We start from the raw sequence: 16,374 nt of genomic DNA on the forward strand, positions 1-16,374 counted from the left end.
GTACGGCCCGCGGTGCCCGAGTATTGCCGCTGGACACCGGCCGACCGCACTCCCTTCTTCAGGAAGCCGGTGTCGTCCACGATCAGCACGCCACCGGGATCCGACAGGTGCTCGACGACGTAGGCGCGCACGTCGTCGAGCACCTCGTCCGCGTCCCAGTCGATCCGGTTCAGCAGCCGCTGGATCCGGTCCGGACCGCTGTGACCGGCCTCCTCGGCCACCGTCCACCCGTTCTTGCGCTCCAGCGGCGCCAGCAAGCCCCGCATGTAGGCCAACGCCGACTCCCGCGACTCGCTCCGCGCGAACCGGTGCCCAAACCGCTCATGCAACCCGACCAGCCCATCCGACCAGCGACGAGCATCGACCTCGGATATGTCCCCACCCATGAACAGCCCAACGAGCAAACCCAACAGTAGTCACGGTAAACACCGTTGCAGTACTAGTACGGGATGAACGCCTCGACGATGCGGTTCTGCGCGGCCGTGTCCGGGATCGTGTCCGGGCAGACAAGGCCTTCGAGGAACGCGCCGAAGCGGGCGTGCCCTGCCTCGAACGCGCCCAGCTGCTCGAACAGGTCCTCGGTGGACCAGTTCCCGGGGTTGCGGAACACGTGGCGTTCGATCCGGGCACGCAGGCTGTTCGGCGACCGCGTGAGCAACGCGAGCAGGGTCGTCGAGCACCCACCACCGTTACAGCAGCCACCCGAAGCGCTCCGGCCGGTGGACCAGCAGCTCGAGGCCGACGGTGCGGGCGAGCTCACGGCGTACCCGCCCCGGAATCTCCACCACGGGGCCCGCCGCCCACAAGGCGTCTTCGAGAGCGAAGCGTTCCGCCCGGCCGATGAACACCTTGTCGGAGTCGAGGAACCGCTGCGCGACCGGAAGGAGGTCCTCGTCCGCGAGCTGCGCCAGGCACGCCTCCAGTCGCTCGTGCTTCGAGCCTGCCTCCGGCGGGGGCACCGGTGGCAGGCCGAATTGCGGGCATATGTCGGTCAGATCCCGGTGGCTATGGGAGTCGAGCCTCCGGACACCTCCTCCACGAGTGGACGCAGCTCACTACATCCACCGCCGCAGCGGGAGTCTGGCAGACACCACCCGCCCCCGACAGGTCTAGGGGGCGGGTGGATGCCGGGTGGGTCAGTCGCGGGTGCGGTAGCCGTCGGGGGTCCAGTGCCGGGGGTCGCGGGGGCTGGTGCGGTTGGTGGGGCAGCGTCGGGCGGGGCGGGTGTCGGTTTGGAGGGTGTCGAGCCAGGCGGCGAGCTTGCGGTGGTTGGCATGGGCGAGTTGGAAGGCGAGGAGGAGGGACTGGGCGGCGGTGCCGCGGATACGTCGCGTGCGGGAGCGTTCGATGGCCTCGTGGTCCTTGACGTACTGGTTGAAGTACTCGACGCGGTTGCGCAGGTGGAAGTAGTGGTGGACCCAGTCGGGGCGGCCGTGGTCGAGTTCCTGCCAGAAGCGGATGCCAGTGTCGCGGTGGAAGCTGAGGGATTCGCGGCGGCAGACCTCGGGCGGGCCGGCGGGCGCGGGGGTGGAGTCGATGGGGATGAGTCGGGGGTCGCGGCCCTGGCTACGGGGTTTGATGGGCAGGCCGCGGTGGGGTGGGTGCCGGACGCGGGGCAGAGCAGGCGTCGGGCGTCGGGCTGGTCGGGGGCTGCTTTGGGGTGTAGGCAGTAGGCGGGGCGGGCGTCGACGCGGTGGCGCCAGGTGGTGCGTTCGATCTTCTTGGCGAGGAGGTCGGCGGTGGCGGTGACGAGAGGTGGCGGCATTTCGGGGCAGTACCAGGTGCCGTCGCTGAGGAGGGCACCGGCGTGGGTGCCCTGGATGCCGAGCCGGTCGCGGTGGTAGTCCCAGACGGCCCGGTAGCCGAGGTCGCGGACCGGAATGTGGAAGGTCTCGGGGATGGCGCTGCTGTAGGCGCGGTCGGCTCCGGACCAGCCGGCCCGGTAGCCGCGCCGGTTGAGGTTGCTCAGGGCTGTGAGGGCGTTGCCGGCGGGGTCATGGCCGGGCTTGTGGACAGTGAAGGCCAGGGCGAGTGCGGGCAGGTGCGGGTAGCCGGGCTCGGCGTCGGCGGCGGTGGTGTCGCCGGTGACGACGAGAGTGGCCTCGTAGCCGAAGAGGGTGCGCGTAACCTTCATCCTGGCTTTGCGATCGGTGCCGGCGTTGGTGGGGTCGCGGTGGTCGCCCTCGCGTACGTACCAGGCGGCGTCGGGGTCGGTGGCGGTGTCCTCGTTCGAGGGGTGGACGCCGACGGAGAAGGTGCGCACGGGAGTCGCGTCGACCGCCACCGAGCCGTCCCAGTACTCGTCGACGAGGGCACGGGGCGGGGCGAGGGTGGCCTCCACGGTGCGGTTGGTGACCTCGACGAGCAGCCGTTGGCGGTCGGTGAGGAGGGTCTGGTCGGCGTGCTTCTCCAGGGCGCGAGTGTCCGTGCGGGCAATGCGCCGTTTGGGCAACGGGGAGGGGTCCATGACCTGCTCGGCGGCGCGGAAGGTGCGGCGCACGGCGAGGTAGGCGACTTCGAAACCGTCGGCGTTGTCCTTCCATGCAGGCAGGGCGAGTTGGGTGCGGGCAGTGGTTGGCAGCTGGTGGGCGAGCAGGTCGGCCACCTCCACCAGGACGACTCGGCCCTGGTTACGCCAGGAGTCCAGGGTCATACCGATGAACAGGGCCTGGAGGGTGACGGTGCGCGGGCGCCCCGGCGGGCAACTGGCGGCGGGAGTCGAGGGCGTGGGTGAGGAGCGGGACGACGCCGCAACGGTCGACGAACTGGCGGGCGCGGGTAATGTCGGCGCGCGTTGCGGGACGGCGGCGCTCGAGCGGCTGGCTCAGCCACGCGGCGGGCACGGCGGGGTGGCCGGGGAGTGGCGTAGGGGCGGGGCGGGTCACGGTATCTCCCTGAGAGACTCCCAGCACAACCCGGCCGGACGGAACCACGCCTACCCTGCGCCCTTCCTCCATGTCTGGCATGACCACCTCTCGGTCCGCTCTCGTCTCGGAGGCAGCGTCTGGGCGAAGCAGCCGACCTTCACCGACTCGCTGTCCGCGACCCCGGCCACCTGGCCTTGGCCATCCGGGCAGTACTCGAAGACCAGCTCCAGATTCCGATAGGGCGGATTGGTGTGCGTGTCGACTTGCGACGATGCTCGAGGGCCTGCTGGATCGGCACTCCCGCCACCGACAGCTCATCGCGGCAGTTGCTCAAGGACGACGATGGCCCCCTCCGCCTGGCTGCTCCGGACAAGCAGCCAGCGCCGAGGCTGCTTCGAGATACTGCATGCACGGCAGCCCCCCTCCAGGCCTGGAGGGGGGCTGCCGTGCACGGGACCGAAGAACCTAAGTGAAGGCCAGCTTCCGAAGCTCCCGGATCAGGCTCGACAGCAGGAGTCCGTACTCGCGGAATTCCCTGACCGTCGTTGTGTCTTGATCGCTTTCCACCGTCACCGATTCGAGCAGGCCGTCAAGCCTTTCGAGCTCGTCGGCAAGGTTCGCGAGTTCCGGGACGTCGCATGCTCGGACCCGGCCGTTGATCACACTGATGGCAATTCCCGCGATGTGCGTGTCCAACTGCAGAAGTTCAAAGCCGGCGTCGCTGAACTTGCAACTCTTCGGATAACTCGGGAAAGCGTGATCGCGAAACGCGGTGTACGCGGCCACGAAGCCTCGGCCGTCAGTCCCACCAGGTGACAACCTTCCCCTCCTTCGTGTAGATCCCCTGGCCCCCCATGAGGCCGCCGTCGATCCTAACCCCCATTTCCCCGTTCTCCAACCGAACGTCGCTGCGGGAAGCCCGAGGGTCCGAGAAGAGCTTCTTGGCTTCCTTGGTGTATTCAGCGAAGGTGCGGCCCTTGCCGTGCTTTTTCAGGTGGTACTCCGCACTTTGCTCGACGGTCATGTTGGTTCCCACCCAGTCGTTGAGGGCCTTGGCGTCTTCACCACAGAGATTGAGGGAGTTCTTCTCGCCGTTTGGGACCAGGACTGGCGTGTTCCCCACCACGACGAAGTACGTGTGCAGGTTTTGGGCCGTCAGGTTGAAGGCTGGCTGGGAGGTGCCGAGATCCGCAACGCTCTCCACACGTGCGCTGTGGCCGTCCGGCGTCCGGAGGGCGCTCCCGCCCTTCAGGCTGCCGGCATTGACCCAGTCCTTATGGTTCTCCGACCAGAACGGGTGACGGTCCGTGGTGATGGGCGAGCCACCGCCGGCCCGGGGGATGGCGGTGACGTCTCGGTCGTCGGGTGTGTAGATGGTGGCGTCGACGCGACGCCCGTCGGTCTCGCCGGTCTCGGGGCCGGTTGCCCAGAATGGGTCGCTGACGCGCATCCATTCCCCGGTGGATACCCGTTCGATCGGCTCGGTGGTTCCGTCTGCCATCTGAATACGAGTCCCGGCCGCGAAGCTATTCTTCTTCAAGCAGGTCCCGGGAACCTTGGCGAACAGCTTCTTGAGGAAGTCGACGACTTTCCCTGATCCGGGTACCTTCTCGGCCCATTTCACGAGTTTGGCGATGGCCAGCGCGTCGCCGGCGAGGGGAATGGCCCCGGCGCAGGCGAGCAGGGCGTTCTCGACGTCCTTCTGCAAGCCGTAGAGGCCGCAGTTGATCAGGTCGGCGATGTCTCCGAAGCCGGGGAACAATCCGGCGACGTCGAGGAGCTGGTGAAGTCCGTCGATCCCCTTGTCGAGGACCTTGTCGATCAGGTCGGCGAACCGGCCGCCCGAACTGCCGTCCTTGGCCTGCTTGCGCAGTTCCGCCTCGATGGCGGCGAGGGCGTCCTGCTTCTGCTGTTCGGCCCGCTGTTTCGCTTCGGCGTCGCGGTTCTCGGCAGCGCGGCGGGCGGCCTCCTGCTCGGCCGCGACCATGTCGGTGTAGGACTTGAAGGCCTGGATCCAGGCCGTTGCGGCGGTCTCGAAGTCCTGACCGGCCTCCTGCGCGGCAGTTCGGGCTGTTGCCGCGGACTCGTAGGCGCTCTGGGCGGACCAGTTCGCCCATGACGCCGAGGCCTGGGCCTGCTGGGACGAATATGCGGCCGAGGCCTCCGCCCTGCGGGCGGTGCCCTCGGCGGCCGTCGCCGTCCGGGCCGCGGCGGCGGCGCTGTTGGCGCTGGCCTCGGCTTGCTGGGCCTTCGCCCGAGCGTCGGCGGCGTAGCCGGCGGCGCGGTCGGCGTGCTGGCGGGCCTGGACGGCGTAGCCGTTCGCCTCGGCGGCCGCCTGGCGGGCGATGGCGGCGGCCTGTGCGGCCTCGGCGGCGCTTTGCTGGGCGTAGGCGGCGACGGCGGAGGCTTCGGCGATGAGGCGCTGGATCTCGGCGATATGGGTGGCGGCGAGTTGGTCCTTGCGCTGGGCGGTGTACTGCCCGGTCTCGACGAAGGCGCGCAGGACTGTCGGCGGTCCTTCGAGGGCGATGCGTGCGGCGGCCTTGACCTCGGGGCCGCCGGTGCCGGCGAGTTGGGTGGCCTGGACCTGGTCGTCGCTGATCTGGGCGGTGTAGCGGCCGCGGCTGAGGAAGTCACGTAGCCCGCTCACTGGGCCGTTGAGGGCCGCGCGGGCGGCCTGTTGCACCCCGGGGCCGCTGCTCGCGATGAGCTGGGTGACGCTGACCTGGAGGTCGGGCGCGGCCACCTGGTACTGGCCGGTGTTCAGGAACGCGGTGACCGCGGCCGGTCCCTCGGTGAGGGCCTGGGCGGCGGCGGCGCGCACGGCTGGCAGTTCGGAGTCGATGGCGAGGGCGCTCGCACGTTCGCGCTCGTCCATCTCGATGGCCCGGCGGCGTCCGGTCGTGAGGTACTCCAGGAGGGCACTGTCGGGACCGGAGAGTGCGGCGCCGGCGGCGGCGGTGCCCCAGGCGTCCGAGATCCGCATCGAGAGCAGGGCCAGCTTGCGTCCGTCCGTGACGATTCGGGCCGTGTCGGCGCCTGGCTGCGCGAGAGCGGCGGCCAGGCGATCCGCCTCGTCCTTGATCCGGCGTACCTGCTGGACAGCCTCACCTGCCGCGTTCTGCTTGTCCTCGTAGGCGGCCTTGGCGTCCCGCGCCCGTTCCACAGTGGCGGTGGTGCGGGAGTTGAGGTCCTCCGCCTCCGCGCGGCGGGCGAGGTCTTGAATCGTATTGGCGGCCTCGACGGCGTCGCTCGACTCCTTGGCGGCCACCTGTGCGGCGTCCGCATGCGCGGTGGCCACCTGCGCGGCCTGGGACGCCTCGGTCGCGTGCTGCGCCGCTTCGTCGGCGGCGGCTGCCGCGGCGCGGGCGTGGGTGGCGGCGGACGCGGCCAGGGTCCGGGCACTGGCCGCGGCCTTCGCCGCGTCTTGCGCGAGCGACCTGGCGGCGCCGGCGGCGCGTGCGGCTTCCTGAGCGTGGCGGCGGGTGGCCGCGGCGGCGGCTTTGGCCCGGGCCGACTGGGCCCCGGCCTGGCCCGCGAAGTCGCCGGCCTGGTCGGCGAAGTCGGCGGAGGCCAGCGCGTTGCGACCGGCGCTCTCCGCGGCGTTCGCCGCCTCACTGCTGGCCGACGCTGCGGCGTTGGCCTGGGTCAGTGCTTGTGTGGAGACTTCTGCGGCGGCTGCCGCGGTGGCGGCGGCGGTCGCCGCCTGGGCTGCGGCGCCCGCGCGCGAGCGGTCGGAGACGGCGGCCGCGGCGGCTGACCGTGCGTTCGACGCGGCCTGCGCGGCGCCGGCCGCGGCGTACGCGGCCTGGGAGGCGGCACTGGCTGCAGCGCGCGCCGAGTTCGTCGCCGCCTGCGAGGCCTTCACGGCGGTCTGAGCGGCTCGACCGGCCCGCTCCGTGGCATCGGCCGCCCGTGCGGCGGCTGCCGCAGCCTTGACGCTGTCGTTGCGCGCGGCCTGCGTCTCTGCGGCCGCCCTCGCCGTTGCTTCCTTGGCCAGGGCGGCGGCGGCCAGTGCCTGCGCGGCGGACGCCTTCGCCGCCTCCGTCTCGCGGACCGCCTGGGCGCCGGCCTCCTGGGCCTGTTGGGCCAATTGGGCCACGGTGGTGCGCTCCGCGTCGCGGGCGCGGGCGACGTGCTGGCCGACGGTGAGGAACTCGTGGACATCCTCGGCTGTGCCGTTGATCGCCAGGCGGGCGGCGGCCTGCGTGTTGGATCCGCCCTGACTGAGGATCTGGACCAGCTGCACGCGGTCGTCGGAGTCCCGCGCGGTGTACTGGCCGTCGTTCAGGAACGCGTCGACGTCGTTCTCGGTGCCGTTCAGAGCGGCCTGCCCGGCCTCCCTGACGCCCGGTCCGGCCCCGTTCATCAGCTGGGCGACCCGGACCTGCTGGTCGGCCTTCAGCGGTTCACGCCATCCCCCGTCGAGGAACGCCGCGAGTTCCTGGGGTGTACCGGCCAGGGCCCGGCGCGCCGCCTCCTGCACACCGGGCCCGCCCGCAGAGTGGATCTGGGCCGCGCCGACCTGGTCGTCCTGGATTCGGGCGGGTGCCTGCTCGCTGTCCAGGAACCGGCGCACGTCGGCATCCGAGCCGGTAAGCGCGGCCTCCGCCGCGGCCTTGACCCCGGGACCACCCTCCTGCCAGAAGAGCACCACCCGGGCACGGTCCGTCAACGGCGCCGGCTGCCCGTCGTCGTCGGTCGCCGTGGCGGGGTTCGTCCCCAACAGCCCCGCGACGAGGGCCAGCGGCAGCATCCCCAGCCACACCCGGCCCATGCCCGCCAGCACCCGGCGTCGCCTTCTACGCATGGCGAAGCCACCCCACCCGTGCGTCACGAGAAACCCTCCCGGCTCACTCAGGCCTCGTTCGAACACGGCCTGGCTATTGGCATTACCTGAGAGCAGAGCACGAATTCATGGGCCCAGTCCAGCCACGGCAGAAATATTCCGCGCGGCCGGAATCTGAATCCGAAGAAGAAGTTGCCCGCTTCAGCCTCCGAACCGGTGACAGGAATGCCAGATTCGCAGACCTGGGGCCAGTGGTTCTGGTGGGACGAATGAGGCAGGCGGTAACACCTTGCCCGGACATCAGGTACTAAGGGGGCCATGCGCGGATTTCCGCACGTGCCGGTGACATTCGGGACCAAGCGGTAAGAGCAACTCTTGACTTTCCTTTGATGATCCCCTCAGGGTGGAGGGTGCGTTCTTCGCGTCCCAACGCCCCGAGATGCCGGCGAATTAGGACGCGGCCTCAATGCTTTCGATGCCTGCAAACCTGCTTGCATGATCAGTCCAGAAAGGGAATCGGATGAGCCGTCGCATGCTCAGTCGGCTGACAGCTGCCGCATTTGCCGTGGTTGTCACCTTCACCGCCGTGGCCGCCGCCTCGGCCGACTCCTCCTCAGCCGCCTCCGCCACCCAGCCGGCCCCCGCCGCCGCGTCGGCGGCAGCCGACGACGTGACCCCGCCGCCGGCGGTCGAAGACTTCAGCTACCCGGGCGCCAGCCCCTTCCCGAACCTGAAGCTCCTACGGGGCGACGGCCACATCCTCCTCGCCGACTGCAACACCACCACCCAAATCCAGCTCTGGAGCCGGGCCGTCCCCAACCCGGCCGGCGGACCCTCGGTCTGCTTCCGGGTGAGCGGTGCCGTCGGCCAGCTCACCCTCGAACTGCCGCAGACCTTCCTCATCCAGACCAACGACCGCGCGGTTCGCGCCAACCTCACCGCCGACGGCGTCGCCCAGACCGTCGACGTGCCCAAGGGCGGCATCACCGGCGTCGGCGAGGGCGTCGGCCAGAAGCCGACCATGCTCGTCGAACTCCGCGTCACCGGCTGAACCGGGCGGGCCCCGCCCCTTACCGAGTCACCCACCGGTCGGAACGGCAACGAAGGAAGCCCATCCCATGTTTCACTTCCGCACACGTACGGCCTGGACGACCGGGGCTGTCACCGCCGTCGCCCTGACAGGTGCCCTGCTCACCGGCGCACCCGCTCCTGCCGTCAGCGGTGACGCCCTGCCAGCTGGTTCCTACGCGTACGCCGCCAAGCTGGACATCGGCGCCGGTGCACGCGCCTGCAGCGGCACGCTCGTCGATCCGTTCTGGATCGTCACCGCCGCCTCCTGCTTCGCCGACGACCCTGCCCAGCCGACGACCGTCCCTGCCGGTCCGCCGACACTGAAGGCCTTCGTCACCGTCGGACGCGCCGACCTCACCACCGCCGCGGGTCAGGTCCGGGACATCGTCGAACTCGTCCCCCGTACCGACCGTGACCTCGTCCTCGCCCGGCTCGCCACTCCCGTCACCGACATCACCCCGGTGGCGGTGGCCACGACCGCTCCCACCGCCGGTGAGGAACTCCGGGTGACGGGCTACGGCCGCACCAGGACCGAGTGGGTGCCCGACAAGCTCCACACCGCCCTCTTCACCGTCGGCGGCGTCGACCCGGCCGGCATCGGCATCGCCGCGAAGGCCCCCTCGGACGCCGCCGTCTGCAAGGGCGACACCGGGGGGCCCGCGCTACGGCAGGTCGGCGACCACTACGAACTCGCCGCCCTCAACAGCCGCTCCTGGCAGAACGGCTGCCTCGGCGCTGCCCCGACCACCCGCACCGGCGCCTACGACATCCGGGTCGATGATCTCGGGAGCTGGATCCAGCAGACCACCTCCGCCTGGGCCGCCACCGTCCGGTCCGGGAACCGCGGCACCGTCTACAATCCGGACACCAGGACCGCCGAGATCTTCACGCTGCGGGCCGACGGCGCCATGATCCACGCTTACAACACCAACGGCGAGGGCTGGTCGGGCTGGCACATCCTCGGCGACGGCGCGCGGTTCGTCGGAGAACCGGCCGTTGTCCACAATCCGGTCACCAACGCCCTGGAGGTGTTCGCCACCGGTACCGACGGGTCGATGTACCGGGCGACGTGGGGCCGGGCCACCGGCTGGACGCCGTGGACGATGACTGGTGACTGGAAGTTCCGCGGTGACCCGACCACCGTTTACAACCCGGACACCAGGACGGCCGAGGTGTTCGCTCTGCGGGCCGACGGCGTGATGGCGCACCTCTACAACACCAATGGTGAGGGCTGGTCGGGCTGGTACGCGCTGGATCCCGGGGCCCGGTTCGTCGGCGAACCGGCTGTTGTCCACAATCCGATCACTAACTCGCTCGAGGTGTTCGCGACCGGCACCGACGCATCGATGTACCGGGCCGCGTGGAGCCGGGCCACCGGCTGGGCGCCCTGGATTATGACTGGTGACTGGAAGTTCCGCGGCGACGCCTCCACGGTCTACAACCCCGACACCAGGACAGCCGAGGTGTTCGCTCTGCGGACCGACGGCGTGATGGCGCACCTCTACAACACCAACGGCGAGGGCTGGTCCGGCTGGTACGCCCTCAACCCCGGAGGCGCGTTCGTCGGGGTGCCGGCCGTCCTCCACAACCCGGTCACCAACGCCCTGGAGGTGTTCGCGACCGGCACCGACGCATCGATTTACCGGGCGGCGTGGAGCCGGGCCACCGGCTGGGCGCCCTGGATTATGACCGGCAACTGGAAGTTCGGCAGTTCCCCCGCCGCGGTCTACAACCCGGACACCAGAACAGCCGAGGTCTTCGGCCAGGGCACCGACTGCGTCATGGCCCACGCCTACAACACCAACGGCGGCGGCTGGTCCGGCTGGTCCGTGGTCGGCCGGATCCCCGCGACAGGCTGACCGCACCCGTGATCCACCCGCCCGGGACGCCAGCAGGTCCAAGAACGGAGAAGAGCCACCTCATGCCTCGCTCACGCCCACGCTCGGCGTGGATGACCGGGACGGTCACGACCGTCGCCCTGACAGCTGCCCTGCTGGCCGGTACGCCCGCGCCCGCTCTCAGCGGTGACGCCGCGCCGGCCGGTGCCTTCGCGTTCACGGCCAAGCTGGACATCGGCGACGGCAAACGCGCCTGCACCGGTGCCCTGGTCGACCCGTACTGGGTCGTCACCGCCGCCTCCTGCTTCGCCGACAACCCCGCCCAGCCGACGACCGTCCCTGCCGGTCCGCCGACACTCAAGGCCGTCGTCACTGTCGGGCGGGCCGACCTCACCACCACGGCGGGCCAGGTCCGGGACATCGCCGAACTCGTCCCCCGCACCGACCGCGACCTCGTGCTCGCCCGGCTCGCCACCCCCGTCACCGACATCACCCCCCTGGTCGTCGCCGCCGGGGCACCCGTCCAGGGTGAAACCCTGCACGTCGTCGGCTACGGCCGGACCAGAACGGAGTGGGTGCCCGACAAACTCCACGGCGCGACCTTCGGGGTGAACACGGTCACCGCCACCGGTATCGCCATCACGGGCGTCGCACCGGCCGGCGCGGCCGTCTGCAAGGGCGACACCGGAGGCCCCGCCGTCCGCGAGACGGGCGGCACCGTCCAGCTCGTCGCCGTCAGCAGCACCTCCTGGCAGAAGGGCTGCCTCGACAGCACCGAAACCACCCGCGACGGCGCCGTGAGCACTCGCACCGACGACCTCGTCGACTGGATCAAGTTCGTCCGCTCCGGCACGATGCCGCCCCAGGCACCCGGTGTCCTGCGCTGGTTCCTCTCCGACTCCGCGCAGTCGAACGTCTCCACCCGGGCCGCGTTCGACTTCGGCAAGAGCCCGATGATCCCGCTGACGGGCAACTGGGACGGCATCGGCGGGGACACCCCCGGCGCCTACGACCCCACCGCCGCCCACTTCTACCTGACGAACTCACTCGACGGCGGCCCCAGCACCACCGACTTCGGATTCGGAAATCCGGGCGACGTCCCCGTGGTCGGCCGGTGGGACAGCGGACGCACCACCGAAGTGGGGATCTACCGCCCCAGCACCGCCGAGTTCCACCTCCGCCACCACGACGGCACCGTGACGTCCTTCAAGCTGGGCGACGGCGGCAACTGGAAGCCGATCGCCGGGGACTGGACACACAAGGGCTACGATACCCCGGGGCTTTTCAATCCCGATACCGCCACCTTCTACCTCGTGAACTCCACCCACGACGGCGAGGCCGACATCACCTTCACGTTCGGAGCACCAGGGGACACACCCGTCACCGGTGACTGGAACGGCAGCGGCACCACCCAGGTCGGCGTCTACCAGGCCACCGGCAGCGTCTTCCGCTTCCGCGGCGCCACCGGCGACGGATCCTCCACCTACGTCTACTACGGCGACAGCGGATTTCCGGTCACCGGCGACTGGAACGGCAACGGTAAGTCGACCCAGGGCATCGCCGTCCCTGGCCGATGAAGCACCCCGCGCACCCGCCCGGGGCGACACCGTGGATACCAGAAGCTGCCGGCCATGGTCCGAACAGGGCCCGGAAGGTGGGCCCTCACCGCCCTACCCGGCAACCACACCGGCACCGTGATCAACGCCTCCCTCTGATCACCGCACCGTCGAGGAAGGCTCCGGTGGGGACGGCCCCAGCTATCCCCACCGGAGCCCCAACTCCTGCGCCGGCGACCGAGGCCGACACCAGCCGCCGAACGCGAGAGAGGAAGAAGCCCGCCACAGGCGTAGCGACCCCTCGGTGCCATCGCCGGCCCAACCACCACCCACGAAGCCAAGGGCAGGAAGGGAAGCAGAGGGAACGCCCCAGGCGACGTGCAAGGCCTGCCGCTTCCGTCCAGTTGCCGACCGGCCGAACGAGTGTCTTGGGAGATGATCTCCGGCGACGCGGGAAGTGATGTCCGGTCGACCAACGTCTCCGCAGGTCGACGAATTCTGTCGGTTGGCCCAGCAGGCCCGCGTGGTCGACGTCGCCAGCGCGCAGCGGGTGACCGGCCCGGACCTGGAGCTGATCGTCACCCGGTGCGGGCGGTACCTGGCCGCGGACCGGTCCGGAGAGCTCGCCGAGATCGGCGAGCTTGCGGCCGCCGAGCTCGTCTATCGCCTTCCCACTATGCGCGAGGACGGCCTTCCCCTGTGCTGCTCGCCGCCCGGCACGCCCGCCGGCTGGTCGAGTCCCTGGGCACCCCGGGTACTGCGCGCCCTGAGCGGACCCAGGCCGGAGCGTGGGCGGCCGCGACCGTCACCGAGCTGCTCGCCGAACCGTCGGGGCGCACGTCCGGACGAAGCGCGGAATCGCCGCCCAGTTGCTCGTTGACCACAGCAGGTCGCAGGCCGCTGCCGGGGCGGAGCTGGGGATCAGCAGGTCGACGCTCTTTGAGTTGTTGTCCGGTCGGTAGGTGCGAGGGCCGCGGCGCATGCTTCGACGAGGCAGTCGAGGCTGTCGACGACGGGGGTGAGCGGGGTAAGGGCGTCGCGCAGGACCGTGAGGTCGGTGCAGCCCAGCAGGACGCCTTGCGCGTCGGGGACGTCGTGAAGTGCGGTTCGCAGCGCGTCCAGGTCGATCGCCCGGAGGTCGCCGCCCACGCACCGTTCGAGCAACTGGTCGATGCCCGTTTGGCTGGGGGGCTCGATCAGTTCGATGCCGTGGTCGGTCGCGGCCGCGTAGGCGGCGCCGTTGAGGCTCGTTCCTGTCGCCAGCAGAAGGACGCGCTTGAGTCCGTGGGCTGCGGCGGTCTCGATGGTCGCTTCCACCATGTCGATGAGCGTGAGGGGCCTGCAGGTGAGCAGGGGGCGCAGGAACGGGTGGAAGGAGTTGCAGGGCATGGCGATGGTCCTGCAGCCGGCGTGTTCGAGCGTGTTCAGGGCGGTGGTGAGCAGGTTGGTGATGTGTGCCCTGTCGGGGTCGGTGAGGTTGCCGGCCAGTACGGCGAGTTCGAGGTCGACCGGTATGGGCAGGCTGTGGATCACCAGGTCCGGGGAGGCTCCGGTGCGGCGGCGGACCTGTTCGATCAGGCTTCGGTAGAACTCGACAGTCGCCACGGGGCCGACCCCGCCGATCACGCCGAGTCGCTGTGCGAGTGCCTTCACGTTGTTTCACCTCGGGGGTTGTCGGGAGTACTTGCGCTCGCGTGCGGACTTCCTGGGCTACTGGCGGGCGCCGGCGACTTCGGTTCGGGCGAGGGGAAGGTCGGCGTACGGGCTGTCGAGGAGGGGGCGGCCGAACATGCGGGCGCCGAGGTGGCGGTAGTAGTCGTCGCGCAGCCTCCACATCGCGCCGGCGAGGATCGACAGCTGGCGGGGCCGGTGCTGTGCGACGGCGGTGGGGTCGACCGACTTGGCGCTCTGGATGACGTCGATGGTGGTATCGGTGAGGCCGGTGGTGCCCATGCGGTCCCAGATCAGGCACAGGGTGCTGGTGTAGCGGGCGGAGCCGCCGGTCAGGAGCAGGCCGGTGTAGGCGAGGAGCGCGAGCTGGTAAGCGGCCATGACGTCGGCGGCCGCGGGGGCGAGGCGCTGCAGTTCGTCCGGGAGGTCTCCGGTAGCGGGGGCGAGGAAGCGCGCGATCAGCCGGATGAACAGGTGGTGGGCGTGGTCGTGGCCGATGCCGAGGGGGCGGCCGTGTTCGCGATCGGCGACGAGCTTCTCGACCTGGGCGGCCGGCAGGACCGGTTCCCACTGCGTGCGTGCATGGGCGCTGAGGATGTCCTCGTGGCGGGTGCAGCCGTCGGCACCGGCCGGGGCGAGGGCCCGCAGGGTCTCCAGGAGGAGTTTGCGCAACAGGTGATCGTCGGTGTCGTGGCGGTGTTCGGGTTCGGTGCCCGGCATGAGGTAGGTGGCGAGTTGGTGGGTGATGACCTGGAGGGAGTCGTTGGGGCCGAGGTCGGGGGTGGGGATGCTGGCGGGCGCGATGGTGCCGGTGAGCGGGGATCCGGCGGCCAGGGCGAGGTCGCGGGCGAAGTGGGAGCGGGCGTGCGGGAGGTCGCTTCGGTACAGCGGCCAGGCGGTGGTGGTGATCTGCGGGTAGAGGCGGGTGAGGTGGTCGATCAGGTTCTGAGCGGTGGTGGTGCCATCGATGCCGTCGGGCAGGACGAGGGCGAAGTCGATGTCGCTGCCGAGCTCCCAGCGGCCGTTGCGGTTGGTGACAGCGGCCTCGCCGCGGCCGATCGACCCGGACACCAGCAGCGCCGTGCCGGGGGCGGTGCGTTCGACGTGGTCGGCCGCCCGTCGGAAGAGGCCGTTGAGGTGGGCCTGGGCCTGGTCGCGGGCTTCGGCGGCGATGGACACGGTGTGGTCGAACGCGGGGATCATCGTGGTCTCCCGGATGTGTGAGGTGGCGGGTCTGCCAAGGTTCGGGGCGGGTTGGAGGGAGATGGCCTGCTATCGTCCGCAATGTGCCGCCCCACCGGCTAACTGTGTTGGTGTCAGAGGGATTTGGGAGCTAATACGTGAATAGCGACGGCGTCGAGCGCCTTCCGCGGCGGGCCTTTCGGCTGTTGGTGACGGGCGGTGGAACGGGCGGGCACACGTACCCGGCTCTGACCGCGCTGCGGGCTCTGGAACGACGCCTGGAGGCCTCGGGGCGGTCGCTGGAGGTGCTGTGGGCGGGGACGGCCGACGGGCTGGAGGCCCGGGTCGCCGCGGCGGAGGGGATCGAGTTCGCGACGGTCGCCACCGGCAAGATCCGGCGTTCGAGCAACCCGTTGAAGCTGGTGTCGCCGGCGAACATCCGGGACATGAGCCGGGTGCCGCTGGGCATCGCCCAGGCCCGGTCGCTGATCTCCCGGTTCGCTCCCGATGTGGTGCTGGCGACCGGCGGCTACGTCGCGGTTCCGGTGGGCGTGGCAGCGAAGATGCGCGGCTGCCCGCTGGTCATCCACGAGCAGACGGTGCGCCTGGGGCTCGCGAACAGGACGCTGGCGCGGCGGGCGACGCGCATCGCGGTGTCTTCGGAGTCGACGCTCGCGCTGCTGGCCGACGGGGTGCGTGCGGCCGCAGTGGTGACCGGCAACCCGGTCCGGCCCGAGGTCCTGACCGGGCATGCGTCGAAGGCGATCGAGGCACTGGGCCTGTGGTCGTTCGACCGGGCTCGGCCCACCGTGTACGTGACCGGAGGCGCCCAGGGAGCGCAGCAGATCAACGACCTGGTGCGGGAGGTGCTGCCGTGGCTTTTGTCCCAGGCGAATGTGGTTCATCAGTGCGGTCCGAGTCATGAAGCGGGGTTGCGGCAGGCGGCCGCGGCGCTGCCGGCCGAGTTGGCGGGCCGGTATCTGGTGACGGGGTTCCTGGGTGCGGAGCTGCCGGACGTGCTGGCGCTGGCGGACGTGGTGGTGTCGCGGTCCGGCGCGGGGACGGTCGCGGAGCTGACCGCGCTGGGGAAAGCGTCGGTGCTGATCCCGTTGGGGACGTCGGCGGGCAACGAGCAGGAGCACAACGCGCGCCATCTGCAGGACAGCGGGGCGGCGCTCGCGCTGGTGGGCGAGGCGACGGGCGACGCGCTGCGTGAGGCGGTGGCGCCGCTGCTGGCCGATCCGGCCCGGCGCGGCGACATGGCGCTGCGGGCCCGCTCGCACGGTCGCCCGGATGCGGCGGAGCGGTTGGTGGACCTACTGCTGTCGGTGGCCACGGCCGGCTGAGAGCCGGTGGGTGGTGCGGCCGGTCCGCCCTGTCGGGGGCGGACCGGCCGCGTC

The 16,374-nt window shown here is 70.6% G+C and carries 12 protein-coding genes; 4 read left to right on the top strand and 8 right to left on the bottom strand.

All coding sequences use genetic code 11. From position 1 onward, the window contains the following. The 6 genes from ACIQTO_RS11715 to ACIQTO_RS11740 form a co-directional block, all read right to left on the bottom strand. Positions 1 to 386, bottom strand: a 386-nt coding sequence (locus ACIQTO_RS11715) for a transposase (protein ID WP_402386962.1), incomplete at its 3' end; no start/stop codon positions are given. Between the two features lie 53 nt (positions 387 to 439). After that, the gene (locus ACIQTO_RS11720) at positions 440 to 658 is read right to left on the bottom strand and encodes a hypothetical protein (RefSeq protein ID WP_402386308.1); all 219 of its coding nucleotides are present in this window, start codon (positions 656 to 658) and stop codon (positions 440 to 442) included. Between the two features lie 31 nt (positions 659 to 689). Further along, the gene (locus ACIQTO_RS11725) at positions 690 to 959 is read right to left on the bottom strand and encodes a hypothetical protein (protein ID WP_402386310.1); all 270 of its coding nucleotides are present in this window, start codon (positions 957 to 959) and stop codon (positions 690 to 692) included. A 32-nt stretch (positions 960 to 991) separates the two neighbouring features. Further along, a complete protein-coding gene (locus ACIQTO_RS11730; RefSeq protein WP_402386311.1) occupies positions 992 to 2,653 on the bottom strand; it encodes a hypothetical protein in 1,662 nt (553 codons plus the stop codon). A 679-nt stretch (positions 2,654 to 3,332) separates the two neighbouring features. Further along, on the bottom strand, positions 3,333 to 3,653 hold the full coding sequence (locus ACIQTO_RS11735) for a hypothetical protein (RefSeq protein WP_402386313.1): 321 nt from the start codon (positions 3,651 to 3,653) through the stop codon (positions 3,333 to 3,335). Positions 3,654 to 3,666: 13 nt separating this feature from the next. Further along, positions 3,667 to 7,656: a polymorphic toxin-type HINT domain-containing protein gene (locus tag ACIQTO_RS11740; RefSeq protein ID WP_402386315.1), complete on the bottom strand. Its 3,990-nt coding sequence runs from the start codon at positions 7,654 to 7,656 to the stop codon at positions 3,667 to 3,669. A gap of 532 nt (positions 7,657 to 8,188) precedes the next feature. Between ACIQTO_RS11740 and ACIQTO_RS11745 the strand changes: the two genes are divergently transcribed. The 3 genes from ACIQTO_RS11745 to ACIQTO_RS11755 all read left to right on the top strand — a co-directional run bounded on the left by ACIQTO_RS11745 (position 8,189) and on the right by ACIQTO_RS11755 (position 12,142). After that, positions 8,189 to 8,707: a hypothetical protein gene (locus ACIQTO_RS11745; RefSeq protein WP_402386318.1), complete on the top strand. Its 519-nt coding sequence runs from the start codon at positions 8,189 to 8,191 to the stop codon at positions 8,705 to 8,707. Positions 8,708 to 8,774: 67 nt separating this feature from the next. Further along, the gene (locus ACIQTO_RS11750; RefSeq protein WP_402386321.1) at positions 8,775 to 10,586 is read left to right on the top strand and encodes a trypsin-like serine protease; all 1,812 of its coding nucleotides are present in this window, start codon (positions 8,775 to 8,777) and stop codon (positions 10,584 to 10,586) included. Between the two features lie 92 nt (positions 10,587 to 10,678). Continuing rightward, a complete protein-coding gene (locus ACIQTO_RS11755; protein WP_402386324.1) occupies positions 10,679 to 12,142 on the top strand; it encodes a S1 family peptidase in 1,464 nt (487 codons plus the stop codon). A 900-nt stretch (positions 12,143 to 13,042) separates the two neighbouring features. Here the strand turns inward: ACIQTO_RS11755 and ACIQTO_RS11760 are convergent. Both ACIQTO_RS11760 and ACIQTO_RS11765 read right to left on the bottom strand, forming a co-directional pair. Continuing rightward, entirely contained in the window at positions 13,043 to 13,774 is a 732-nt protein-coding gene (locus ACIQTO_RS11760) for an aspartate/glutamate racemase family protein (protein ID WP_402386326.1), read from the bottom strand. 57 nt (positions 13,775 to 13,831) lie between these two features. Continuing rightward, a complete protein-coding gene (locus tag ACIQTO_RS11765) occupies positions 13,832 to 14,995 on the bottom strand; it encodes a hypothetical protein (protein WP_402386329.1) in 1,164 nt (387 codons plus the stop codon). A gap of 137 nt (positions 14,996 to 15,132) precedes the next feature. Between ACIQTO_RS11765 and ACIQTO_RS11770 the strand changes: the two genes are divergently transcribed. After that, entirely contained in the window at positions 15,133 to 16,320 is a 1,188-nt protein-coding gene (locus ACIQTO_RS11770; protein WP_402386332.1) for a UDP-N-acetylglucosamine--N-acetylmuramyl-(pentapeptide) pyrophosphoryl-undecaprenol N-acetylglucosamine transferase, read from the top strand. Positions 16,321 to 16,374: the final 54 nt, after the last annotated feature.

Source organism: Kitasatospora sp. NPDC091207, from assembly GCF_044768625.1.
In the GTDB taxonomy this organism is placed as follows: domain Bacteria; phylum Actinomycetota; class Actinomycetes; order Streptomycetales; family Streptomycetaceae; genus Kitasatospora.